Genomic DNA, 22,783 nt, shown 5'->3' with positions numbered 1-22,783 from the left:
CATGGACAACTCCACCCCCACCCCGCGCGCCGCTAACGACCGCTATCGCCTGTTCTGGCGCTGGCACCTCTATGCCGGCCTGTTCGTGGCGCCGTTCCTGCTGGTGCTCGCGGTCACCGGCGCGATCTACCTGTTCAACGACGAACTCAACGACGCGCTCTACCCACAACTACGCTTCACCTCTGCGCCCTGGACCGCGCGCGTGCCGCTGGGCGAGATGATCGACGCCGCCCAGGCCAACACGCCCGACGCCACGCCCACACGCATCGATCTGCCGGCCGATCACCGCCGCGCTTCGCAGGTGCATCTGCAGCTGGCCGACGGCGCAAGCCGCATCGCCTATGTCGACCCCGGCGATGGCAGCGTGCTCGGCGTCCTCGCACCCGCGCGCACGCTGGTCGGCATCGCCGAGCGGCTGCACGGGTCGCTGATGCTCGGCACCTTTGGCCGCTACGTAATGGAGCTCGCCGCCTGCTGGACGGTGTTGCTGATCGTCAGTGGCCTGTACCTGGGCTGGCCGCGTGCGCAGGACGAGCGCTGGTGGCGTGCCGGGCTGCCGAAGCTTGGCAGCCGCGGACGCATGCTCTGGAAATCCATCCATCGCGCGACGGGGCTCTGGGTCGCGCTGCTGGTGTTGTTCCTGGTCGCGACCGGCCTGCCCTGGGCGGTGTTCTGGAGCGGCTGGATTCGCGGCGGCGCCGAGCTCGTTGGGGAAGGCTACCCGGCGGTCTACCGGCGCTATGCCGCGCCGCAGGCGCCGCAGGTCGGCGACGCCTTCAACGACGTGCCGTGGACACTGCAGCACGCACCGATGCCGGCCGCCGACACGACATCGGCCCACCACGGCCATGCCCCTCCTGCACCGCAACCCGGCGCGAGGCACTGGACGACAGTCGGCCTGGAACGCGCGATCGCCCACATCCGCGCCGCCCGCACCGACGACGAGTTGCGCGTGTTCCTGCCCAGCGAGGCGCGCGGCGCGTTGATGGCCTACACCTATCCCGGACGGCCGCAAGGGCAGGTCACTTACCACTTCGACCGCGAAGGCACGCTCCTGGTCAGTACCGGCTTCGACGACTACGGCGTCGTCGCCCAGGCCATCGAACTGGGCGTGCAGCTGCACATGGGCAACTACTTTGGGCGCCTCAACCAACTGGTGATGCTCGCAACCTGCGTCGGCGTCGTCGTGCTGGTCGCGACCGGCACCACGATGTGGTGGCGCCGGCGCCCGCCCGGCCGCATCGGCGCACCGGGCGCAAGCGCACGCATCCCGACCCGCGCCCTGCTCGCACTGCTGCTGATCTCGGCCATCGCGCTGCCGCTGCTCGCCGCCTCACTGCTCGTGGTGCTCGCCTTCGACCGCTGGCTGCGCCCACGCGTCACGGCCTTGCGCTGGCTGCGATGAACCGCCCCTCACCTACCCCGCCACCCAGGAGACCCGTTATGACGTCCTTTCGCGCCACCGCACTGGCCACCGCCTTGGGATCGCTCGTCCTCGCCGCATGCGCGGACCGCACGCCTGTCCCGCCGCCGGGCGCCAATCACCTGACGATCCACGACGCATGGGTCAAGCAACCTCCGCCCGGCGCGCCCGTCGCCGCGGGTTACATGACCATCCACAACGACAGTGACGCGGCCGACCATCTGGTCTCGGCGCACACGCGGTTTGCCGACGACATCGAGATCCACACCATGCGGATGGCGAACGGGATGATGCAGATGCGCCATCTTCCCGACGGCATCGCGCTACCGCCAAACTCGGACGTCGCGCTTGCGCCCGGCGGCCTGCATCTCATGCTCATGTCGCCCAAGCCGGAGCTTGCGCAGGCGAGCGAGATCCCGATCACGCTCGTCTTCGAACATGGCGGCGCCAAGACCATTCCCTATCCGGTGCACAGCCTGGGAGGCGAGTCGGCAGGCGACCACGCCCATGGCGACGCGCCGCCCCCGCACACCCCCGACACGCATACCGGTCACTGACGCGGAGCCGACATGTTCAACCCGACACACCGACCGCGGCAGATCCCGCTGACCCTCGCCATCGCGGCATCGCTGATCGGCATCTGCGATGCCACTGCACAATCCGCCACTGCGACATCCGGCGATCCCCCGCAGCCGGCCACGACACTGGACGCGCTCGAGGTCCGTGGCGTTCGTAACAGCCTGGAGACCGAACGGTCGCTTACGCCCGGAGGCGTCACCGTACTCGACGGCGACGACTTCCACGACCGAGCCGTCAATCACATGGCCGACGCGTTGCGCTTCGTCCCTGGCATCTGGACCGAAAGCACCACAGGCGGCGATGCCGTCTACTTCTCCAGCCGGGGATCGAACCTGGACGCGACCCACTACGACGGCAACGGCATCAAGTTGTTCCAGGACGGCTTGCCTGTGACCACCGCCGACGGTAACAACCACAACCGGGCGCTCGACCCGATGTCGGCGCGACAGGTGGTGGTCGCACGTGGCGCCAACGCCCTGACCTACGGCGCAAGCAATCTGGGCGGCGCCATCGACTTCACCTCGCCCACTGCCCGCAACAGCCCCGGTCACCAACTGATGCTGACCACGGGCAGCCATGGGCTGCGCTACGGCAGGCTGACCCTGGGGGGCGTCTCCGGCGATTTCGATGCACAGCTGACCCTCGACGACAAGACCCGCCGCGGCTATCGCGCGCACAGCCGCCAGGACCGCACGGGCGTCTATGCCAACGCCGGGTGGCAACCGCGCGACGACTTCGAACTGCGGGCGTTCGCGACCTATAGCGACAGCGATGAAGCGCTCGCCGGCCCGCTGACCCGAGCGCAGTTCGCCGACGATCCCTACCAGGCAGAAGCCGCTGCCGTCACCGGACACTATCAACTCAACGTGCGCACTGGCCGGCTGGCCGTGAAAGGCGATTGGCGAATCGACGACCGACAGCATCTGACATTCGGCCTCTCCTACGACGACCAGCACCTCTACCACCCGATCGTGGACAAGGTCATGGTGGACTTCGACGGCCCTGGCCCACTACCGCCGATCGAGGTCTTCAGCCTGCTCAAGAACACCGATCAGCGCACCGTCGCCGGCATGGCGCGCTACAACGTCCACTTGGGCAATCACGACCTGCTCGCCGGCGTGAACCTGGCGACGACCAATGAAACCGGCGGCCTCTACCGCAACGACGGCGGACGCCGCAATGGCATGTCGACAGCCGTGGACAACCGCTCTGACAGCGTCGAGGTCTTCCTGGTCGACCGCTGGCGGCTTGCCGACGACTGGACGCTGGTCTACGGGGGCCAGGGCGTGTTCACCCGGCGGGACGTGCGCAACACCGACCTGGCAAACGGGATCGTGCGCAACCCACGCGCCGACTACACCGCCTTCAACCCCAGGCTCGGCCTCATTCGCCACCTCGATGGGCTCGGCGAGGCCTATGCCAGCCTGGGCCGCCTCTACGAAGCACCCACCACCTTCGAACTGGAGGACGATGTCCGCGGCGATGGCAGCACGCTCGACGCCATGCACGGCACCGTCGCCGAGTTGGGCCTGCGTGGCCGAACGACGTCGTCGAGCAGCGCAGCGCAGTGGCACTGGGACGTCTCGATGTACTACGCGCGCATCCGCGATGCGATCCTCTCGATCGACGACCCCCGCGCCCCCGGCACCAGCCTGTCGTCCAACATCGATCGCACCGCGCACGCCGGCCTCGAGGCGCTGATCGCCGCGCGCTTTGCCGCTGGCGACCACCACCACATCGAGCCACGCATCAGCGCCGCCTACAACGCGTTCTCGTTCGATGACGACCCACGCTACGGCGACAACACGCTGCCGGCCGCGCCCCGCTATGTCGTCCGCGGCGAACTGATGTACCGCCATGACAGTGGCTTCCACGCCGGCCCGACGTTCGACCTCATCGGCGCGCGCTACGCCGACTTCAGCAACCACTATCGGGTGGGTGCCTACCAATTGCTCGGCCTGCGTGCGGGCATCGAACGCGAGCGCTGGTCGGCATTCGCCGAACTGCGCAACCTCACCGACGAAGCCTACGTCGGGCAATTGACCGTTCGCGATCGCGCAGATCCGGGCGACGCCTTGTTACAGGCGGGCGAGCCGCGATCGGCCTACATGGGGGTTCGCTGGCGGTTCTGAATCGGCCCGCTCGCAAGGGCTCGCAACACGGATCGGGCGCTGCGGCCCCGATCCGTTCGTTGCCGCCATCGGCAGATCAACGCCTCGGCCCAGCGCAACGCCGGGGCGGTCACCGCACACCGCGGCGCGTCTATTTTGTAATGTTATTACATGATAAATTGGCGACCCCACTCCGGCCCCGCACCGGCGCTGCCTCCCCGCCTGCAACGAGTCCCATGCCCGTCACCCTCCCACGCCTCACCCTGATCGCCGCCCTGTCGAGCGGCGCCGCCCACGCCCAATCGGTCGACACCACGATGGGCACCCTGCACGTCCACCAGACCCGCGGGCAGCTGACCGCACACGAAGTGCTGACGTCGGTCGACGTGCTCGGTGCCGAACGCATCGAAGAGCAGACCGTGGCGCAGAGCTGGGAACTGCTCGGCCAGATGCCGGGCATCCAGCTCACCGAGACCCGCCAGGGCGCCGAGTCGGGCAAGGTCAGCTTCCGCGCCTTCAACGGGGAGGGCTATCTCAATGCCATCAAGACCCTGATCGACGGCATCCCGAGCAACGTCAACAGCGGCAACCAGCGCTTCATCGACATGCTGTTTCCGCTGGAGATCGACTACATCGAAGTCGTGCGCGGCACCAACGACCCGCGCTACGGCCTGCACAACATCGGCGGCAACATCAACTTCGGCACGCGCCAGGGCGGCACCTACACCGATGCCCGGCTGACCTACGGCAGCTTCGCCACCCGCCAGGCACAACTGGCCGTGGGCCGCGAACACGGCGACGTCTCGCAGAACTACTTCGTCGGCGCCCAGGCCTCGGACGGCTATCGCGACCACGACCGCTCGGACAAGTACACGCTGGGCGGCAAATGGTTCTACGGCAGCCTCGAGGACGGCATGCGCATCGGCCTGACCGCACGCGCCTACCGCCACCAGGCCGACGAACCCGGCTTCATGACCGCCGAAGAACTGCAGGCCGGCCGCCGGCGCTCGGCACGACGCAATGCCCACGACGGCGACGACCGCACCATGCGTCAGTTCGGCCTGCACATGGACCTGGCCCTGACCGACCAGCTGGTGCTGGGCACCAAGCTCTACCACAACCGTTACCACGACGACCGCCGCGTCACCTTCAGCGACCTGGCCACCGGCAACGCCCCGCGCCAGCGCCGCGTCTGGGACGAGGCGCAATCGGGCCTGCTCGCCACGCTTACCTGGGCCGCCCACCCGGCCCTCACCCTCGAAGCCGGCGCGAACTACGAGCAGCAGCACAACGGCTACGTGCGCGAACGCTTCGCCTACAGCCTGCCGACCGACTTCGAAGCCACGCCCGCACGCGTCCAGAACGACGACCGCCACAGCTTCGACAACGCAGGCGCGTACGTGCAGGCGATCTGGCAGCCGGCTACGTCGCTGAAGATCGTGCCGGCTTATCGCGTCGACCGCTTCGACGGCGCCACCCAACTGCCCGGCGGCGTCCGGGCGCCGTTGCAGGACTACGGCACGATCGGCCAGCCCAAGCTCAGCGTGGTCTACGGGTTCGATGCCGACACCAACCTCTACGCCAACTGGGGGCGCACCTTCCAGGTGCTCACCGGCAGCACGCCACCGGCCTACCTCACGCCCGGACAGGCGGCGATACGCCCCTCCACCAACACCGGGATGGAGGCTGGCCTGCGCTTCAGCCCATTCGCCGGCACCCGCGGGCGCGTGGCGGTGTGGCAGCAGGATGCCGAGAACGAAGTCTCCAACATGCCCGCCACCGGCACCACCGTGGTGCTGGGCAAGACCCGCCGCCGCGGGGTGGACCTGCAGCTCGATGCGCAGATCGGCGAGCGCTGGACGCTGTGGGCCTCGCACGCCTACCAGGAGGCGAAGATCGAGCGCGACGGCCGCGCGCCCGGCGTGTCGATCGAAGGCAACGAAGTCGCCGCGACGCCCCGCACAATCAGCAACCTCGGCCTCGACTATCGCGCCACCGATGCCCTGCAGTTCGGGCTGCAGGGCCGCGCGCAAGGCGACTACTACCTCGAAGAGCGGAACCTCACCGACAAGTTCGGCGGCTTCGCAGTGCTGGACCTGAGCGCCAAGCTCCGGCTCACCCCACGCGCCAGCGTGGACATGCAGCTCCGCAACGTCACCGGTCGCGAGTACGTCTACGCCTGGTACGACAGCTTCTTCTGGGAGGAGGCCCGGCCCATGTTCTCGCCATCGGCGGGGCGGAGTGCGTTCGTTTCGGTGACGGTGAAGTTGTAGGGGAAACTGCGCGCCTCGCGACGCGCGCTCCCTGCGCTAGTGGCCGGCATCCAGCGTGGGTGCCGGCTTGCGATGATTGCCCAGCCTGTCGACCAGAAATGCGCTGGCTTCGTTGAGACCGACCACCTCGACGACGGCGCCATGCCTTCTGAGCTTGACGATGACCCTGTCGAGGGCGGCCACCGCACTTGGATCCCAGAAATGGCTGTGCGTCAGGTCGATTGTCACCCGGCCCTCGGCATGGAGGTAGTCGAAGCTGTTGACGAACTGGATGGCCGAGGCGAAGAACACCTGGCCATGGACGCGGTAGATACGATCACCTTCTGCGCCTGCCTCATCTTCGACGCGCAGCATCGCGCTGACACGGCGCGAGAAATTGAGCGCGGTCAAGAGCACACCGGTCAGGACGCCCTTTGCCAGATCGTGCGTCGCAACGGTGACGACGACCGTTCCGATCATCACAAGATTGGCGCCCCTGGGGTGCGTCCTGAGCTCGGCAAAGCTCTTCCAATGGAACGTGCCGATGCTGACCATGATCATGACGGCGACCAAAGCCGCCATCGGGATCAATGACACCCAGGGCGCCGCGTAGACGACCAGCAGAAGCAGCACCACGCCAGCCACGAGGCAAGACAGGCGGCCACGGCCGCCCGAGCTGACGTTGATGACCGACTGACCGATCATCGCGCATCCCGCCATGCCACCGAAGAAACCCGTCGCAACGTTTGCCATCCCCTGACCGGCACACTCACGACGCCGATCGGTCGGGGTATCCGTCATGTCCTCGACAATCTGCGCCGTCATCAGCGACTCCAGCAAGCCAACGACTGCCAACGTTGCGGAGACCGGCAGCAAGATCCTCAGTGTCTCCAGCGACCACGGGATGTCCGGAATGAAAAACGTGGGCAGACTGTCGGGCAACTGCCCCATGTCGCCGACAGTGCGGATATCGACACCCAGCCAGACGCACACAAGCGTCAGCACCACGATAGCGACCAACGGCGATGGCACAGCGCGCGTGGCCCTCGGGAGTAGATAGATGATGCACAGGCCCGCAGCGCAGACCGCAAACACGGCCCATGGCATGCCGATGAGCTCCGGCAACTGCGCCAGAAAAATCAGGATCGCCAGTGCATTCACGAAGCCGATCACCACCGATCGCGAGACGAAGCGCATCAGCGTGTTGAGCCGAAGGGCCGCTGCAATGAGTTGCAGCAAGCCCGCCAGGATCGTGGCCGCAAACAGATACTGCAGGCCGTGGTCCTTGACCAGGTCCACCATGACCAAGGCCATGGCCCCGGTGGCGGCCGAGATCATGCCGGGCCGTCCCCCGGCGATCGCCGTGACGACGGCGATGCAGAACGAGGCATACAGGCCGACCTTCGGATCGACGCCGGCAATGATGGAGAACGCGATCGCCTCAGGGATCAACGCAAGGGCAACCAGAAGACCCGACAGCACGTCCCCGCGGACATTGCCGAACCACTGCGCGCGCAGCGGATAGGAAACAGACATGAATGACTCCGCGCGCACCCGCTCGATGGCGGCACGCAAACAATAGAGAGATTGGCGCAAGACCCATCAGCCGACTGGCGGCTGCAATGCAAAGCTCGTCGAAGGGTCAGGGCGGCGTCATTCGGTGCATGAAAGCGCGAGGGCGCGCGCATTCTATGGCGGGGACGTTCACAAGCACAACCTGGCGGTTGTGCGCAGCAAGCGTCAGCACTGAATTCGGCGCTGCCACCCCTCCCCAGCCCCGCGCCGCCAACCGCGTGCTCGACATCTCGTTACACTGAGGCCCTAGCGAAAATAAGATGCGGCGCGCAGCCGCACGTTTCACCCCTCGACCCAAGGCGAATTTTCTACTTCTGGCTGGTCCAAATTACAGGGAGGAGGTCAGTGGGAGACAGGTCGGCAATGAGTACCAAGTGATCTACATGGCCGCCGACCGGGTGTACCCGGCAACCGGGCATTACATTCTGGTCACACCATGAGCCGCAAAACGCCCTGCAGCGGATCGATGACGATCGCGCTATGCGCGGTCGTCATGATGTCCGGCTGTCACGTCGAGTCTTCGATTGCCCCAGCAGACGTGCGGCTCGCGCGTACGCCCGCTTCGAAGGAACCCATTACCTATGGCTTCGCGCCCCTTCGCGGCACGGTCACCGTGGAGCGAGAATGCCTGAGCCTGGAATCCACAGATCGGGGCACTGTCGTGCTCGTCTATCCGCACGACCACCGTATGGGTACGGTTGACGGACGACTGAGCGTGCTCAATGCGAACGGCGAATCGGTTCTGACCGACGGACGCCCGGTCGAGATCGGGGGCGCACTGCTTGACGCTGAGCCGGCAGCACGAACCGTGTCCGCCGAGGACAGGGCGCTGTGCGAAGGCCCATTCTTTCTCGTGCTGCCGCAGCCGGCCCGATACCTGTGATCAGGCCAATCGCCATCTCAGATGCGGCCGCGATCGCCGCCGCGCCCAGGCGGCGCACAGCGGCCCTACCCCTCACCCGCCTCCCGCTGCCGCTCCAGCGCGCCCTTCTTCTCTTGCTCGTCCTTCTTCGCCTGGTCGTGGTGCCACTTGATGGCGTAGAACATGCCGACGCCGAGCACGCCGACCTTGAAGATGATGAAGACGATGGGGAACCAGTCGTACATGGGAGGATGTCCAGGTCTCGATGCCACCTGAGGTGAGGTACGGATTCGCACCTCGTCATGCCGCGTGGGCGGGGGAATGGCATCGCAAGGTCGTATTTTAGGTCGCCCGTCTCGCGCCTCTGCGCGACAGTTTGTCGCACCTGCCAGGCGGTGAGGCGCGCCTTCATGAGTAGCCAGTGCGACACAAGGTCGCACTGGGGCCGCCAGGCCGCCTTGCCCTACAATGCCGCCGGTGCGCCCTGTGCCCTTTCACCGCAGCTTCACCATAATGGCGATCATCGCCATGCTGCTCATTGTCGTCGCTCCATTTGTAAGTCGATGGATCGCGCACTGCGGGGGCGCGACGCATGGCCAACAGGCGCACCTCGTCGAGCACAACGCTGTAATGCAGGCCGGCCGAAGCAGCAGTCATCATCTTCACGACAGTGACAACGCGCTTGCGTTGAGGACAACGGGCGACCGCCCTCATCATGCGACGGTCGAAACTCCCGCCGCTCATGGCCCACACGACGACATCAGTCCGACCGGCAAGGACGGCCATGCCGACCATGACATGGGCGTGGACTGCTGCGAGTACTGTCTGATCGCAGCGCGGTTGGTCGTTCTGCTGGTGGCGGTGCTGATCGCATTGATCGGCTGGCGCCCACCACGCTACGCGCGCGTCTGGTCGTTGCATGGGGTCGCCGGCCCCACAGTCGGGCACCTTGGAGCCCGGGGGCCGCCACTGCGCGCCTGATGCTCCGCGCCACAGCGCGGATTGCCTCCTGATATCGCCCCATGCCCACGCGTGACTGCGCGGGCGTGCCGACGTTCTTCAAATTCCCCCCCCGACGTATGCCGGGGGGCTGCTTGCCGTGACCATGACCCAGAAACCGACCCACACCTCGCTGTTCCTCAGCCTGGCCACTGCGCTTGGCTTCCTTTCCTGCCTGCCAACCGGCGCGTACGCGCAAGAAGGCACCGCACTCACCCTCGGCACCATCCAAGTGACGACCGAGGGCTCTCGAGAGCGCACTGCCCACTCGATATTCAGTTCGGTCGACGTCATCGGCGGAGACCTGCTGCAGTCCCAGCGTGTTGAGCACAGCTGGGAACTGTTGATGAACGCGCCCGGCGTGCAGGTGACCCAATTCAAGATGGGTACCGATGCTGGACGATTCTCGTTCCGCGGGTTCAACGGCGAGGGCCGCATCAATGCCGTCAAACTTCTGATCGATGGCATCCCCAGCAACGACAACGCGGGCGGAATGCCATACCTGGATGCGGTGTGGCCCCTGGACATCACCGCCGTGGAGATCGTGCGGGGCACCAACGATGCGCGTTATGGCTTGCATGCCATTGCCGGCGACGTCAACGTCTTCACCCGCGAAGGTGGGAATGACGGCCAGCTCAGCCTGACCGCGGGCAGCTTCGGCACGCAGGATGTGCAACTGGCCAAGGGCTTCGAGTATGGCCCCTGGACGCAGAACTACTTCGTTGGTTGGCGCCAGTCGGACGGAGAGCGCGATCATGCCGATTCGACCCAGCGCAGCTTCGCGGGCAAATGGTTCTACACGGCCACCGACGACGCCTGGCGCGGCGGTTTGACGACTCGCTATTACAAGAACGCGGCGCTGGAGGCTGGTTACCTGAGCTATCCGGAAATCAGGTCAGATCCTAAGCAGTCCCCCGATTATGCCAAGGATGACCGCAGCGAACGCGAAACCCTGCAGACCGCCCTGCACTTCGACGGTCGCATCGGTGCGGAGTGGACCTGGGCCGCCAAGGCCTACCAGAACGATTACCGCAACCAGCGCTGGGTCACCTTCACCGAGGGTGGCGCGCAGCAAGAACGACTCAACGATGAAACCCATCGCGGCCTGATCTTCAAAGCCACCTGGCGCCCAAACACCCGCCTTGCCGAGTTGGTGATGGACGTCGGCGTAGACGGGCAGTGGCAGCACAACATCGCCCAGCGCTTTCGCACCGTGCGGCGGCAACGGCAAGCCACGCTGCGCGACTGGGACTTCGACCTCGAAACCCGCGGGGCATACGTGCAGGCCGTGATCCGCCCGATCGACCGTCTGAAACTGGTGCCGGCCTACCGCGTGGACCGCATCTACGGTGATTTCACCAATGTGGTGGCCGACACCACGGCGCCGGTCTACGACTACGGGCTGATCAAGCAACCCAAGTTCAGTGCCTCGTATGCCATCAGCGCGGCGGTGGTGGGCTATGCCAACTGGGGGCGCACGTTTCAGATCGGCAGCGGCAATGCCGCCTATCGCACACAGACAGGCAACCTGGCGCCTTCCATCAATGAAGGCTGGGAGGCCGGACTGAAGTGGGCCCCGGCTGCGCATCTGCAGACTCGCATCGCGATCTGGGAACAGACCGCATCGGACGAAGTGGCGACCATCCTGGGTGTGAACGGGTCGGTCGGCAGCAATGAAGTCAGCAACGTCGGCCAGACGCGGCGCCGTGGCTGGGATCTACAGGCCAACTGGCAACCTACCGTGCACTGGCGCACCTGGGCTTCGTACTCACGGCAAAAGGCCACCATCGAAGTGCCCGATCCGAGCGCGCCAGCCACGGCGGGGCGGCAGATCGAGAATGTGCCGAACTGGCTGGTCAGCGCAGGCATGGAGTTCAGTCCAACCGACGACTGGACCTTCAGCGCCTGGGGCAACGGCCAAAGTGACTACTACGTGGAACGTACCAACACGTTGGGGCGCTATGGCGGTTATGCACTGCTCAACCTGAGCGCCGCTTACCGCTTCGACACGCGCAGCCAACTGACGCTGCAACTGAAGAACGCCACCGATCGCGCCTATCTCTACGCCTGGTACGACAGCGGCTCATCGGGCTATTCGCCCGGCGATGGCCGCGCGCTCTACCTGACCTGGACACGGGAGCTCTGAGATGACGGCCACTGCCACACCGGCCAATGCGGATCGCCTGCGCTTCTATCGCGCGGTGTGGCGGTGGCATTTCTACGCTGGGCTGCTCGTCTTGCCCTTCATCGCATGGCTGGCACTGACCGGCGCGGTCTACCTCTATCAGAAGCCGATCGACCGCTGGATTCACCATGGATTGAAAGTAGTGGAGGTGGACAGCGTGAGCAGGGCGCTGCCCAGTGCCCACATCACCGCCGTGCGCGCGGTGACCCAAGGCGAGGTCTTTCGCTACAGCACACCGGAGCGTGCCGACAGCAGTGTGGAAATCGGCGTCATCGATGCAGATGGACACCGACACGTGTACTACGTGGATCCAGCGAGATCGCATGTGCTGGGCCATCTACCTGAGAAGGGGACGTTCTCCGGTGTGGTCCGGCGGCTGCACAGCTTGGATCTGCTGGGCAGCTACGCCAGCGCACTGATCGAAATCGCGGCCGGCTGGGCCATCCTGCTCGTGCTGACCGGCGTCTACCTGTGGTGGCCGCGCGGGCAGAAGGGAGGCGTGACCACCGTCCGCGGGCAACCCGGCCAACGCCTCTTTTGGCGGGATCTGCACGCGGTGACGGGCGTATGGGTGGGCCTGGTGCTGCTGTTCCTTGCGCTGACCGGCATGCCGTGGTCACTGGTATGGGGCAAGCAGGTCAACGCCTGGGCAAACGGCCACAACGATGGCTACCCCGCTGGCGTGCGCGTGGAAGTGCCGATGTCGCGCCAGCGACTGGCCGACACCACCGTCCCCACCTGGTCGCTGCAGCAGGCCCACCTTCCGGCCTCGGGTGCGTCGCATGCCCGGCATACGGCGCAGCCCGAGCATGATGGCCACGAGGGACACGGCGGAAGCGGGCCGGGGGAGTTGGCGCTGCAGCCGGGCGCCATCGGCATCGATGCCGCCATCCGGACATTTGAACGTCTGGGCCTGGCGCCCGGCTACAGCGTCAGCCTGCCGCGCGGCGCCCTCGGGGTCTACAGCGCTTCGGTCTATCCCGAAGTACTGGACCAGCAGCGCGTCGTGCATCTGGATCAGTACAGCGGAGAGGTCCTGCTTGACATGCGCTACGCCGACTACGGGCCGCTGGGGCGGGCGCTGGAATGGGGCATCAACGTGCACCTCGGGCAGGAGTACGGCACGGCCAACCGTCTGCTCCTCTTGATTGCCTGCATGGCGATCGTATTGCTGTGCGTCAGCGGTGCAGCCATGTGGTGGAAGCGTCGTCCATTGGGCGGCCTGGGTGTACCTCCACTGCCGCGACAGGGCCACAGTGTTGCCGGCGTGTTCGCATTGCTGTGCGTCGGCGGCCTGCTCTTTCCACTGGTGGGGGCATCCCTGCTGCTGGTGGGACTTCTCGATGCCCTCGCCACTCGGGGCTGGCGTTCACCGCCAGCCGCCTGATGCGCACGGCTTTCCTCACTCTCATCGAATCTGGAAACTTGCCATGACCCACAAGACCCTGAGCAGCAGCACCATCGCACTGGCGCTGGCCTGCATGACACCTGTGGCCTACGCCCAAAGCGACGCCGCGCATCAGGCACCGTCTACGCCGGATGAGGTGCCCAGTTGGACGCTGGCCCCCGTGAAGGTCACCACCAAGCGCGGCGGCTACGCCGCATCTGCCACCTCTGCGGCCACCCGCACCGAAACGCCACTCACCGAAGTGCCGCAATCGGTGCAGATCATCACCAGTACCCTGCTGTGCGAACAGGACCGGCGGACGCTCGGCGATGCGCTGGTCAACGTCTCCGGTATCACACCCACTCGCTCGGACGAAACCCTGTTCATTCCGCCGATCGTTCGCGGCTTTCCGGCCGAGGTCTACCTCGATGGCCTGCCGCTGTTTGCAGGCAACCAGCAAGCCTATGACCCGCCCGGCCTAGTGGGGATTTCTACGATCAGTGTGCTCAAGGGGCCAAGCGCAACGCTCTACGGCGGCGGCCTGGGCACGCCGCTGGGCGGCGTCATCAACATCGAGAGCAAGCGCCCCGATCCGACAGCGTCAAGCGGCACCATCGCCGTGCGGGGGGCAGCTTCTCCACCTGGGGTTTTACCCCGAAACCATGGACAGTTGTGAAAGGGTGGAAAACTTCGAATCCTACCTGACAGTCCTTCGCCGCATCCTTGGGTTGTGGCGCCGCTCGATGTATTCGAACACATCGGCCCTTGCTGCATCGAGTGTCGGGTACGTTGTGCGGTAGATCCGTTCGCGCTTGAGCACGCCGAAGAAGCCTTCGCAGGCGGCGTTGTCGCCGCAGTGGCCGACGGCGCTCATCGAGCAGATCAACCGGTTGTCCCTCAGATAGTTCTGGTAGTCGCGGCTTCGGAATTGACTGCCCCTGTCCGAATGCAGGATCGCTAGGGCGCTACCCTGGCGCTGCCAAACCGCCATCTGCACCGCCCGAATGACCATCTGCCGACCCTGCCGGTGGTGCATCGACCAGCCCACGACCCGCTGGTCGAACAGGTCCAGCACGATGCACAGGTAGAGCTTGCCTTCGCCGGTCCTGAGCTCGGTGATGTCCGTTACCCACTTGGTCTCCGGCTCCAGTGCGGTGAAGTCGCGTTCCAGCAGGTTGCGTACGCCTGGCGGCGTCAGTGTCTGCTGAGCGCGTTGACCGCGACGCTTCGGCCGTGGCCAAAAGCCTGCAGACCATCGACCCATCGACCGCCATCAACCGGGCCACCCGGTTCAGGCTGGCTGACTCGCCTTCATCGGCCAAGTCTTCATGCATGCGACCGGCCCCTAGGGTGCCCCGGCTGTCCTCGTGCAGTTCACGGATCCGCCCGAGCAGGCGCTGGTTGTCGAGCTCACGGCTGCTGGGCAAGCGCTTGCTCCAATCGTAGTAGCCGCTGGCCGATACCTTCAGACAGCGGCACATCAGCCGAATCGGAAATTCGTCGCGGCAACGTTCGATCACCTGATACCTCAGGATGATCCCTTGGCAAAGAACGTCGCCGCTTCTCGCAAAAAATCCCGTTCCTTCTTCACCCGGGTCAGTTCGCGCTTGAGCTGCGCCAGTTCCTCCTCACGCGGCGTTCCGGTGCCGCCAAAGGCCACCTTGCCCTGGCTTTGGGCTTCCCGCTTCCAGCGGGTCAGCAGGTTGTCACCGATCCCCAGTTCCCGCGCCACCTGCGCGCAACTGACGCCCGGCTGGCTTGCTCAACCGCACCACGCTTGAACTCCGCACTGAACTTCCTTCGCTTCGACATGAACACTCCTCACGGCCTCGATCGGCCTTCTCGCAAGTGTCCGGGATAACGGGGGTGAACCCGTACGGTTGACGGACGACTGAGCGTGCTCAATGCGAACGACGAATCGGTTCTGACCGACGGACGCCCGGTCGAGATCGGGGGCGCACTGCTTGACGCTGAGCCGGCAGCACGAACCGTGTCCGCCGAGGACAGGGCGCTGTGCGAAGGCCCATTCTTTCTCGTGCTGCCGCAGCCGGCCCGATACCTGTGATCAGGCCAATCGCCATCTCAGATGCGGCCGCGATCGCCGCCGCGCCCAGGCGGCGCACAGCGGCCCTACCCCTCACCCGCCTCCCGCTGCCGCTCCAGCGCGCCCTTCTTCTCTTGCTCGTCCTTCTTCGCCTGGTCGTGGTGCCACTTGATGGCGTAGAACATGCCGACGCCGAGCACGCCGACCTTGAAGATGATGAAGACGATGGGGAACCAGTCGTACATGGGAGGATGTCCAGGCCTCGATGCCACCTGAGGTGAGGTACGGATTCGCACCTCGTCATGCCGCGTCAGCGGCGCAATGGCATCGCAAGGTCGTATTTTAGGCGGCCCGTCTCGCGCCTCCGCGCGACAGTTTGTCGCACCTGCCAAGCGGTGAAGCGCGCGTTCATGGGGCGGCGCGCATGCCTGCACTGCGTGCGCGGCAGCTGCATGCACTTGGGAAGGCGCTTCTCCGTGACGAGCTCGTGCCCCACCCGGCGCACTGGGTGCGCCGACCGTCCCGCGCGTGCTGGAGCGGTGATCGCCCAGCGATCAGCCGCTCCAAATGAGACCGCGTCGTCAATGCGTGCGTGCCCGCCTTTTCCCAAAAACAGCCTCGCCCGCCAGATCGTTGTAGGATCCCTGAACGCCTCACGCCGAAGGGATTTCTGCGATGAACGCGGATTCGAAGAGAATCTACACGTATCGGACGCTCAAGCGCGCACTGCGCGCTGGCCGATACGCACCGGGCGAACACCTGGACGTGGCGGCACTGGCGGACGAATACGGCGTCAGCGGCGTTCCGATCCGTGCGGCGCTACAGCGGTTGCTGGGCGAAGGGCTGATCGAGGACCACCAACGGGAAGGCATGCACGTACCGCTGCTCGATGAGTCGGAGCTACGGCAGCGCTATGAGTGGATGCAACGGCTGACGATGATGGCCTGCGACATGCACGTGCGCCCCACCGCGCCGGCCCCATCGGCGCCCGCGCCGGACAGCACGAACATCGCCACCCAGACCTGGGCGCTGTTCGACAGCATCGCCGAGGCCATCGACCTGAAGGACATGCGCGCGGCGATCCGGCTGACGAACGATCGGCTGGCGCCCATCCGGCATGCCAAGATCGACCTGCTGCCCAACGCCGAGGCCGACCTCGCCGAACTGTGTCGCCTCTGGCAGCAGCGCGACCTGGCAAGCCTCAAGGCCGAGATGCACATCTACTTCGAACGCCGCAAGTTACTGGCCTCACGGATCGTGAAGACCCTGCGGGCGCGGCGTGCACTGCGGTAGCAGCGCCGTCGGCGTCATCCAAGCATGGCCAGGACGAGCCGCCGTCATACCGTGTCGCGATCAACCTGTTTTTCAGATACCGTGTGCACCTGTACCACCGGAACATCGAAATGTCAGGCAAGTCGATCCACAAGCCCGAGTACCAGCGCCTGCTGGCGCTGCTGATCGAGATGCGCAACACCGCCGGCCTCACGCAGACCCAACTGGCCGGCCTGCTGGCACGGCCGCAGTCCTACGTCAGCGACGTCGAGCGCGGCACGCGCCGGCTCGACCTGCTGCAACTGCATGCCTACTGCCAGGCCTGCGACCAGACGCTGACGCACGTCGTCCGGCGCTTTGAGAACGCGATGACCGCGCCGCCGCCATCCGGCACAGGGCAGAGCCGCAGGCTGTCGTAAGGCGAGGCCGGGCGGCCGCGCATGCGGCCGTAGCGCGGCGCACCGAACGCAACGGAATGGGTGTTGCGCGACCGCGGTCACAGATCGCCCCGGCGCGTCGCGGTAGTTGTTCCACGCAGGAGGCAGTTTTCAAGTCGAAACGGAGGTCTGCGATGAACACACCGCCCAAGTACGTGCTTGTTTGCGACGGCATCCAAGGCGGCCTGCGGGAAGGCCGCTTCCTGCCTGGCGAGCACCTCAAGATGCTCGCGCTGGCGCGCGCATTCCAGACCAGCACCATGCCTGTTCAATACGCGTTACACGGGCTGTCGGGGGCTGGCCTGATCGATTGGAATCCCGGCCGCGGCTTCTACGTGCCGATGCTTGACCAGTTCCACCTGGGCGCACGCTACCGCTGGCTGGGCAGTCTTCTGCGCGATGTCATCGACCGAGGCAACGCGGCGCATACGCTCACGGCACTGCCCGCCGTGCCAGACCCCCAGGACACACCGAACGCGACCTGGCGGCTGTTCGATGCGATCGCCGACCTCACCGACAACGACGAGCGGCGCGCACCGCTCAAGCAGGCAAACGACCAGCTCGCGCCGGTGCGGCACGCCAAGCAAGCGCTGCTGAACGACGCACACGACGAACTGGCCGCGCTGTACGCCTGCTGGGCGGCGCGCGATCTCACGTCGCTCAAGGCCGGCTTGCGCGATTACCACCGTCGCCGCGTGGTGATGGCGCCGAAGATCGTCTCGCATCTGCGCCAGAAGCTGGCGGCCTTGCACTGACTGACTGCGGCATCGCACCGGTCCAACACGCCGGCATTCGCGACCGCGGTCACAGACCCGAAATGATCACCACGTGATCAACAGAAATCATTTGAGAATCAACGCATTCGGCTCCTAGCTTGGTGCTGCCATGGATGTCCATGGCATCGCAAAGGAGCAAGTCATGAGCACCACCGACAACACCCGCACCCAGGTGCAGGACGACGTGATCGAGCTCGGCGTTGCGAGCGTCGAGACGCAGGGCGGCGCGTTCAACCCCGGCGAAGTAATGGGGCTGAACATCACGCCGGGGATCTCCGAGGAGTGAGCAGCCGGGGCGCGCCGAAAGGCGCGCCTCGCACCCCGAGGTGCTCGCCATGCGCTACGGACTCCGCGAAGGCCTGTCGTTCTGCCGTGTCGACGACGGCCTCATCTTTCTGGACCTCAAAGCCGATCGCTACTTTCGGTTGGGGTCTCGGCTCGAACAAGCCTTTCTCCAGCACCAGCAGGGTGATTGCCATTGCGCGGCCGATCTGGAGGCGCTTCTTCAGCGCAACATTCTGGTTCCCGCGCTCACGGACGCGGTCGGCGCGCTTGAAACATCCGTGACCGCCCCCTCGCATAGCCTTGTCGAGCACGCCTATGTGCTGCCCCACCAAAGGCAAACCGCGCTGATGGAAGTGCTCGCCCTTGTCTGCAGCGTGCAGCTGCAGCTCAAGACGCGCACGCTCGATCGCGTGCTGGGTGCCATGGCCACCCACCGAGGCCGCAGCGCCCAGAAAGCGCCCGAGCGTCATGACCAGGCGCCCGATCCAAAGATGGTGCGGGCCATACACCAGTTCCGCCGGGCTCGCCCGTATGTCCCGATCGAAACCTGCTGCCTGCTTGACTCGATCTCGCTTGTCGTCTTTCTCGCCCGGCACGGCCTCTGGGCGTCCCTCGTCTTCGGCGTGACAAACAGGCCGTTCGCGGCCCACTGCTGGGTCCAGAACGGCGATTGGATGCTCAACGACACCGTCGGCAATGCGCTGGCGCACACCCCGATCCGGGTGATCTGATGGGCTATCGCTACCTTGCCCTCCTGCCGATCGAGCCTTCGCAGGACGGGGTGGCGCTGTCGCCCGCACAGATTGCCTCCTTGCGCGCCCAAGGCATGCACCCAGTCGATGCGCCCTGGCCGATGACACTCTTCGTCGGCGAGGAAACGCCCGCGCTTGCTGTGCCGGCCGGTGTCGTGATCGGCCATGTGTTCTCGCGCGAAGGCACTCCGCTCGATGCCAGCACATTCGCCAGCATGGCCGGGCGGCACGCACTCGATGCGCAGCTGTTGAGCGAGTACTGGGGCGAGTACTTGCTGATCCGCAGCGCCACGCCGCCTGCGCAGAGTGTAGCGCTGTTGCGCGAGCCATCCGGCGGCGTGCCCTGCTTCTACCTCGCCGGAGAACGCGGCACGGTTGTCACATCCGATGTTTCGCTCGCCATCGGTCTCGGCCTGTATCGCCGGCAGGTCGACTGGAACGCCATCGCCTGGATGCTGGCCTACACTCACGTCAACACAGCGGCGACGGCACTCGATGGGGTCAGGGAACTACTGCCCGGATGCACGCACACACTCCATGACCGAACCGAGATCGTAGAGCCCGCCTGGTCGCCCTGGCGGTTCGCACAGCCACCGCATCGGCACCGCAGCCCGGAGCGCGCCATCGCTGACATCCGTACCGCCCTCCGCACGGTGGTCGAGACCTGGGCCCGCACAGACAAGACCGTGCTGATGGAATTGTCGGGCGGGCTGGATTCTTCCGTCGTGGCGATGTGTCTGCAGGACGCATCGGCGAACGTGACCTGCAGCACCCTGGTGACGCCGGTGCCCGGCGCCGACGAGCGCCGCTACGCGCAACCGGTCGCGGACGCGCTCGGCACACCCCTGCATTCGACACTGCTCGATATCGACACGGTCGGGATCGACTTCGACCTGCCAGTCCAGACGACAAGGCCCCGCGTCTCGGTCCTGCAGCAGGCAGCGAACACCGCCATGGCCGCGGTGGCGTCGATCCACGGCACCAACAGTTTCTTCTCCGGTGGCGGCGGCGACACCGTGTTCTGCTACTCCTCGGGCGCCGTGCCCGCCGCCGATGCGTTCAAGGAGCGCGGCTTCAGTGCAGGCATGCGCGCCGTCCACGACTTGTCCGCCCTGCACGACTGCACCTATTGGAAGGCCGGCCGATTGACGCTCAAGAAGCTGGCGCATGGCGCACGCACGCCGTGCAAACCGAGTACCGCGTTCCTCGCCCCATCCGCAGCGTCACTGTCGCCACCTACCCATCCGTGGTTTGCACGACCCGAAGGCGTGTTGCCCGGCGATCTGGAACGCATCGCGGAGCTCGCGGGGACCCAGGTGTTCCGCGAAGGCGCGCCCCGTGGCGCAACCCACTGGCTCCGGCTCCCCCTGCTCTCCCAACCAGTCGTCGAAGCCTGCCTCAAAGCACCGACATGGATGTGGATCGCCGGGGGCCGGAACCGCGCCCTCGCGCGCGATGCGTTTGCCGACCGGCTGCCACGTGCCGTGCTGGAGCGTCGCAGCAAAGGCACCTTCGTCAGCTACTCGGGCGCCATCTACCAGCGCAAGAAGCACGACATGCGCGCCTACCTGATGGACGGCCAGCTACGGCGCCAAGGCCTGTTGGACGCCTCTGCCCTGGAGGCATTCTTCGCGACGAACCTGCACCCGCGCGACACCGCGTTCATGCGGATCTTCGACCTGTGCATGGTCGAGAACTGGCTGCGGCATCAACGCTAACGAGCCGCGCGCTCACCTCCGGTGCCAGCCAAACCCGCACGCATTGCCCGCCAACGCGTGTACTGCGCGACCTTGGCCGGGTGCGTGTCCTCGTGCCCCTGCAGCCAGAAGCGGAACCAGTCGAGATTGCGCTCATAGGCCGCCAGCTTGTGCCGCGGCTGGAATTTCTGATGTGTTTCGTTGGGGAACACATACAGGTCCGCGCGCCGCTCTCTGACCAGCGGCAGCGAGACGCCCAAGGCGTAGAGGTACTCCTGCTCAGGCATCTGGAACAGTACCGGCGCCCGGATGCGCTCGACCTGATAAGCCGGCGACAGCAAGCGCCAGCGCTCGGGCGTCTGGTCGGGCGCGCCCAGGCCCCAGGCGTTCTTCATTTCCTCGAAGAACGCATCGCTGCGCAGCGTATTGAACAGGTAGTAGTTGGGCTCCACCGTCGGCGACGTCACCGAGATCGCCGCCAGCACATCGGTCTGGATGGCCGCCCACAGCGCGACCTCGCTGCCGAAGCTCAAGCCGCCCATGCCCACCTTGGCTGGATCGATGCGCCCCGCCGCGGCAAGCTGCGCCACCGCCGCGGTCACACCGGCGACGCCGCGGCCGTACCGCTGCATCGCGTCGAACACGTATCCCGGCGGATCGTTGATGCACAGCGCGGCAATCCCCTGCTCCGCCAGGCTGGCCAGCGGCCACTCGTCCCCGACGCCACCGCGCAGAAACCCGGCGCAGTTGTAGTAGGTGACGAACAGCGGTGGCGGTGCCCCGTCGACGGCGCGGGCCGGTAGAAACTGACCCGTATACGTCTGCCCGTCCGGGTTCTCCCAGCGCAGCAGTTCGGCCGGCGCCACCGCGGACAACGCACGGGCCAGGGCCGTATTCGGATCGAACAGCACCTCCCGTCGGCCGCTCTCCAGGTCGACCCGTTCCAGCCGCGGCGGGCGATCGGGCTCGGCGACGACGCAGGCCATCGCGTGAGCCGACACGCCGCAAGGGCCGCCACCACGACCGCCGCCGATGGTGCCGCGTGTCGCCACGATGGGATGAACAACGCCGCTGCGCACGTTCCATCGATGGATGGACTGCGCCAATCCCTGCAGTGGGTCGGTGACGGTGAACACCACCTCGTCGCTCTGCGGTCGCCACTGCGGCGCGCCAAGGGCCTTGCCCACACACGCACTGGCCGTACATGGCACGGGCCGGCGCGCCGTCGTTCCGGGCAACATCGCCAAGGTGCTGTCGAGCCCATGGCGGAAGCCGGGCGGCGGGGCCGAGCGCGTCAGCATCGCCAGGCGACTGCCATCACGCTCGGCGACCAAGGCCCAGGGCCGCGGCAACGCAGCGTCGAGGTCGGCGATCGCAGGCGGGACCGGCGGCCGCTCGGCCGCCAACGCGTCGCGAACCTGCAGGCTGGCGAGGTCCACCACCTTCCAGCGGTCCGGCGCATCGGCCAGCAGCGGCGCGCGGCCGAACCACATGCCGGCATAGCGCTGCGTCGCCCATCGCCCCTCGACGTTGATCGAGCGGAACAACCCCTGGCCGATGGGCACGTCGCCATCGATGCGAATACCGCGGTCGTACTCGAGCTGCTCGGCTTCGGCGACCGCCTCGCGCGTCGCGCCGACGCGGTAGAACAGCCGGCGTCCATCCGCATCCAGCACGAAACCGCGCACATCGGCCGCGTCGCGGGCCACCGGTTCGGCGCGAGACCCGTCCGCCGCCGCACGCCAGACATCGACCCTGCCATCCAGCAACGCCGTGTAGTACAGCCAGCGCCCATCCGGCGACCAACTGGCGGCCACCGGCACCGCAACCCCGGCCGCATCGCGCAACGGCACACCGCCGTCCGCCACGCGGCGCGGCGGCTCGGCGCCGTCCATCGCTTGCACGTACCATGCCGAGTCATAGCTGTTGCGTTCGATGGACGCCTGCTCCATCCGGAAGGCCACATACCGGCCGTCGGGCGAGACCACCGGCGGACCGAAATCCACGACCTTCAGCAACAGACGCGGCGGAATGGCATGCGCATGCGCAGCGATGCCGGCCTGCATCAGCAGCGCGCCCATCACCAACGCACGCAGCCACCCCGCGGCAACGCCCGAACGCCGTACCGCAGGCACGCCCCACCATCC

20 protein-coding genes and 1 pseudogene are annotated in these 22,783 nt (G+C 66.3%); 16 read left to right on the top strand and 5 right to left on the bottom strand.

Annotation, left to right across the window (positions count from 1 at the left end):
- The first annotated feature begins 1 nt into the window (after position 1).
- From ABE487_RS15265 to ABE487_RS15250, 4 genes are all read left to right on the top strand, one after another.
- Positions 2-1,405, top strand: a complete 1,404-nt coding sequence (locus ABE487_RS15265; protein ID WP_346452569.1) for a PepSY domain-containing protein — start codon at positions 2-4, stop codon at positions 1,403-1,405.
- Positions 1,406-1,443: 38 nt separating this feature from the next.
- The gene (locus ABE487_RS15260; RefSeq protein ID WP_346452568.1) at positions 1,444-1,980 is read left to right on the top strand and encodes a copper chaperone PCu(A)C; all 537 of its coding nucleotides are present in this window, start codon (positions 1,444-1,446) and stop codon (positions 1,978-1,980) included.
- A 12-nt stretch (positions 1,981-1,992) separates the two neighbouring features.
- Positions 1,993-4,134, top strand: coding sequence for a TonB-dependent receptor (locus ABE487_RS15255; protein WP_346452567.1), 2,142 nt, complete (start codon positions 1,993-1,995; stop codon positions 4,132-4,134).
- Between the two features lie 215 nt (positions 4,135-4,349).
- On the top strand, positions 4,350-6,386 hold the full coding sequence (locus ABE487_RS15250; protein WP_346452566.1) for a TonB-dependent receptor: 2,037 nt from the start codon (positions 4,350-4,352) through the stop codon (positions 6,384-6,386).
- 36 nt (positions 6,387-6,422) lie between these two features.
- On the opposite strand, the gene ABE487_RS15245 is transcribed toward ABE487_RS15250, so the two are convergent.
- On the bottom strand, positions 6,423-7,901 hold the full coding sequence (locus ABE487_RS15245; protein WP_346452565.1) for a SulP family inorganic anion transporter: 1,479 nt from the start codon (positions 7,899-7,901) through the stop codon (positions 6,423-6,425).
- 475 nt (positions 7,902-8,376) lie between these two features.
- Between ABE487_RS15245 and ABE487_RS15240 the strand changes: the two genes are divergently transcribed.
- The gene (locus ABE487_RS15240; RefSeq protein ID WP_346452564.1) at positions 8,377-8,823 is read left to right on the top strand and encodes a hypothetical protein; all 447 of its coding nucleotides are present in this window, start codon (positions 8,377-8,379) and stop codon (positions 8,821-8,823) included.
- A gap of 65 nt (positions 8,824-8,888) precedes the next feature.
- Here the strand turns inward: ABE487_RS15240 and ABE487_RS15235 are convergent, their stop codons facing one another.
- A complete protein-coding gene (locus ABE487_RS15235) occupies positions 8,889-9,047 on the bottom strand; it encodes a hypothetical protein (RefSeq protein WP_346452559.1) in 159 nt (52 codons plus the stop codon).
- Positions 9,048-9,315: 268 nt separating this feature from the next.
- Between ABE487_RS15235 and ABE487_RS15230 the strand changes: the two genes are divergently transcribed.
- The 4 genes from ABE487_RS15230 to ABE487_RS15215 all read left to right on the top strand — a co-directional run bounded on the left by ABE487_RS15230 (position 9,316) and on the right by ABE487_RS15215 (position 14,049).
- Complete coding sequence (locus ABE487_RS15230) at positions 9,316-9,783, top strand: DUF2946 family protein (RefSeq protein ID WP_346448718.1); 468 nt, start codon at positions 9,316-9,318, stop codon at positions 9,781-9,783.
- Positions 9,784-9,907: 124 nt separating this feature from the next.
- Positions 9,908-11,947 carry a TonB-dependent receptor gene (locus tag ABE487_RS15225; RefSeq protein WP_346452563.1) on the top strand — a complete coding sequence of 680 codons (2,040 nt, stop codon included), beginning with the start codon at positions 9,908-9,910 and terminating at the stop codon, positions 11,945-11,947.
- Position 11,948: 1 nt separating this feature from the next.
- Positions 11,949-13,373, top strand: coding sequence for a PepSY domain-containing protein (locus ABE487_RS15220; protein ID WP_346452562.1), 1,425 nt, complete (start codon positions 11,949-11,951; stop codon positions 13,371-13,373).
- 43 nt (positions 13,374-13,416) lie between these two features.
- A complete protein-coding gene (locus ABE487_RS15215; protein ID WP_346452561.1) occupies positions 13,417-14,049 on the top strand; it encodes a TonB-dependent receptor plug domain-containing protein in 633 nt (210 codons plus the stop codon).
- A gap of 21 nt (positions 14,050-14,070) precedes the next feature.
- On the opposite strand, the pseudogene ABE487_RS15210 reads toward ABE487_RS15215, so the two are convergent.
- Positions 14,071-15,185, bottom strand: a pseudogene (locus ABE487_RS15210) (IS3 family transposase).
- Between the two features lie 85 nt (positions 15,186-15,270).
- Here ABE487_RS15210 and ABE487_RS15205 point away from each other — a divergent pair.
- Positions 15,271-15,438, top strand: coding sequence for a hypothetical protein (locus ABE487_RS15205; protein WP_346452560.1), 168 nt, complete (start codon positions 15,271-15,273; stop codon positions 15,436-15,438).
- 65 nt (positions 15,439-15,503) lie between these two features.
- Here ABE487_RS15205 and ABE487_RS15200 read toward each other — a convergent pair whose 3' ends face one another.
- Positions 15,504-15,662 carry a hypothetical protein gene (locus tag ABE487_RS15200; RefSeq protein ID WP_346452559.1) on the bottom strand — a complete coding sequence of 53 codons (159 nt, stop codon included), beginning with the start codon at positions 15,660-15,662 and terminating at the stop codon, positions 15,504-15,506.
- A 430-nt stretch (positions 15,663-16,092) separates the two neighbouring features.
- On the opposite strand from ABE487_RS15200, the gene ABE487_RS15195 reads away from it, so the two are divergent.
- The 6 genes from ABE487_RS15195 to ABE487_RS15170 all read left to right on the top strand — a co-directional run bounded on the left by ABE487_RS15195 (position 16,093) and on the right by ABE487_RS15170 (position 20,657).
- Positions 16,093-16,710, top strand: coding sequence for a GntR family transcriptional regulator (locus tag ABE487_RS15195; protein ID WP_346445500.1), 618 nt, complete (start codon positions 16,093-16,095; stop codon positions 16,708-16,710).
- A gap of 110 nt (positions 16,711-16,820) precedes the next feature.
- Positions 16,821-17,108 carry a helix-turn-helix transcriptional regulator gene (locus tag ABE487_RS15190; RefSeq protein WP_346452558.1) on the top strand — a complete coding sequence of 96 codons (288 nt, stop codon included), beginning with the start codon at positions 16,821-16,823 and terminating at the stop codon, positions 17,106-17,108.
- Between the two features lie 152 nt (positions 17,109-17,260).
- On the top strand, positions 17,261-17,881 hold the full coding sequence (locus ABE487_RS15185; protein WP_346452557.1) for a GntR family transcriptional regulator: 621 nt from the start codon (positions 17,261-17,263) through the stop codon (positions 17,879-17,881).
- 163 nt (positions 17,882-18,044) lie between these two features.
- A complete protein-coding gene (locus ABE487_RS15180) occupies positions 18,045-18,188 on the top strand; it encodes a benenodin family lasso peptide (RefSeq protein ID WP_337244683.1) in 144 nt (47 codons plus the stop codon).
- Positions 18,189-18,237: 49 nt separating this feature from the next.
- Positions 18,238-18,918 (top strand): lasso peptide biosynthesis B2 protein, encoded by a 681-nt coding sequence (locus ABE487_RS15175; protein WP_346452556.1) that lies wholly within the window; start codon positions 18,238-18,240, stop codon positions 18,916-18,918.
- Complete coding sequence (locus ABE487_RS15170) at positions 18,918-20,657, top strand: asparagine synthase-related protein (protein ID WP_346452555.1); 1,740 nt, start codon at positions 18,918-18,920, stop codon at positions 20,655-20,657. Before ABE487_RS15175 ends, ABE487_RS15170 begins: the two co-directional genes overlap by 1 nt.
- On the opposite strand, the gene ABE487_RS15165 is transcribed toward ABE487_RS15170, so the two are convergent.
- Positions 20,654-22,771: an Atxe2 family lasso peptide isopeptidase gene (locus ABE487_RS15165; protein ID WP_346452554.1), complete on the bottom strand. Its 2,118-nt coding sequence runs from the start codon at positions 22,769-22,771 to the stop codon at positions 20,654-20,656. The two genes, ABE487_RS15170 and ABE487_RS15165, sit on opposite strands and share 4 nt — an antisense overlap.
- Positions 22,772-22,783 lie beyond the last annotated feature (12 nt).

Source organism: Luteimonas sp. TWI596 (assembly GCF_039674105.1).
GTDB lineage: Bacteria > Pseudomonadota > Gammaproteobacteria > Xanthomonadales > Xanthomonadaceae > Luteimonas.
Note: the sequence above shows the minus strand (reverse complement) of the source record. Positions and strands in the feature narration are given on the sequence as shown.

Excerpts from the sequence above, each read along its gene's own strand:
- ABE487_RS15200 (WP_346452559.1), bottom strand. The coding sequence starts at position 15,662 with ATGTACGACTGGTTCCCCATCGTCTTCATCATCTTCAAGGTCGGCGTG.
- ABE487_RS15260 (WP_346452568.1), top strand. The coding sequence starts at position 1,444 with ATGACGTCCTTTCGCGCCACCGCACTGGCCACCGCCTTGGGATCGCTC.
- ABE487_RS15230 (WP_346448718.1), top strand. The coding sequence starts at position 9,316 with ATGGCGATCATCGCCATGCTGCTCATTGTCGTCGCTCCATTTGTAAGT.
- ABE487_RS15195 (WP_346445500.1), top strand. The coding sequence starts at position 16,093 with ATGAACGCGGATTCGAAGAGAATCTACACGTATCGGACGCTCAAGCGC.
- ABE487_RS15240 (WP_346452564.1), top strand. The coding sequence starts at position 8,377 with ATGAGCCGCAAAACGCCCTGCAGCGGATCGATGACGATCGCGCTATGC.
- ABE487_RS15265 (WP_346452569.1), top strand. The coding sequence starts at position 2 with ATGGACAACTCCACCCCCACCCCGCGCGCCGCTAACGACCGCTATCGC.
- ABE487_RS15245 (WP_346452565.1), bottom strand. The coding sequence starts at position 7,901 with ATGTCTGTTTCCTATCCGCTGCGCGCGCAGTGGTTCGGCAATGTCCGC.
- ABE487_RS15175 (WP_346452556.1), top strand. The coding sequence starts at position 18,238 with ATGCGCTACGGACTCCGCGAAGGCCTGTCGTTCTGCCGTGTCGACGAC.
- ABE487_RS15235 (WP_346452559.1), bottom strand. The coding sequence starts at position 9,047 with ATGTACGACTGGTTCCCCATCGTCTTCATCATCTTCAAGGTCGGCGTG.
- ABE487_RS15170 (WP_346452555.1), top strand. The coding sequence starts at position 18,918 with ATGGGCTATCGCTACCTTGCCCTCCTGCCGATCGAGCCTTCGCAGGAC.
- ABE487_RS15190 (WP_346452558.1), top strand. The coding sequence starts at position 16,821 with ATGTCAGGCAAGTCGATCCACAAGCCCGAGTACCAGCGCCTGCTGGCG.
- ABE487_RS15180 (WP_337244683.1), top strand. The coding sequence starts at position 18,045 with ATGAGCACCACCGACAACACCCGCACCCAGGTGCAGGACGACGTGATC.
- ABE487_RS15220 (WP_346452562.1), top strand. The coding sequence starts at position 11,949 with ATGACGGCCACTGCCACACCGGCCAATGCGGATCGCCTGCGCTTCTAT.
- ABE487_RS15215 (WP_346452561.1), top strand. The coding sequence starts at position 13,417 with ATGACCCACAAGACCCTGAGCAGCAGCACCATCGCACTGGCGCTGGCC.
- ABE487_RS15250 (WP_346452566.1), top strand. The coding sequence starts at position 4,350 with ATGCCCGTCACCCTCCCACGCCTCACCCTGATCGCCGCCCTGTCGAGC.
- ABE487_RS15255 (WP_346452567.1), top strand. The coding sequence starts at position 1,993 with ATGTTCAACCCGACACACCGACCGCGGCAGATCCCGCTGACCCTCGCC.
- ABE487_RS15185 (WP_346452557.1), top strand. The coding sequence starts at position 17,261 with ATGAACACACCGCCCAAGTACGTGCTTGTTTGCGACGGCATCCAAGGC.
- ABE487_RS15225 (WP_346452563.1), top strand. The coding sequence starts at position 9,908 with ATGACCCAGAAACCGACCCACACCTCGCTGTTCCTCAGCCTGGCCACT.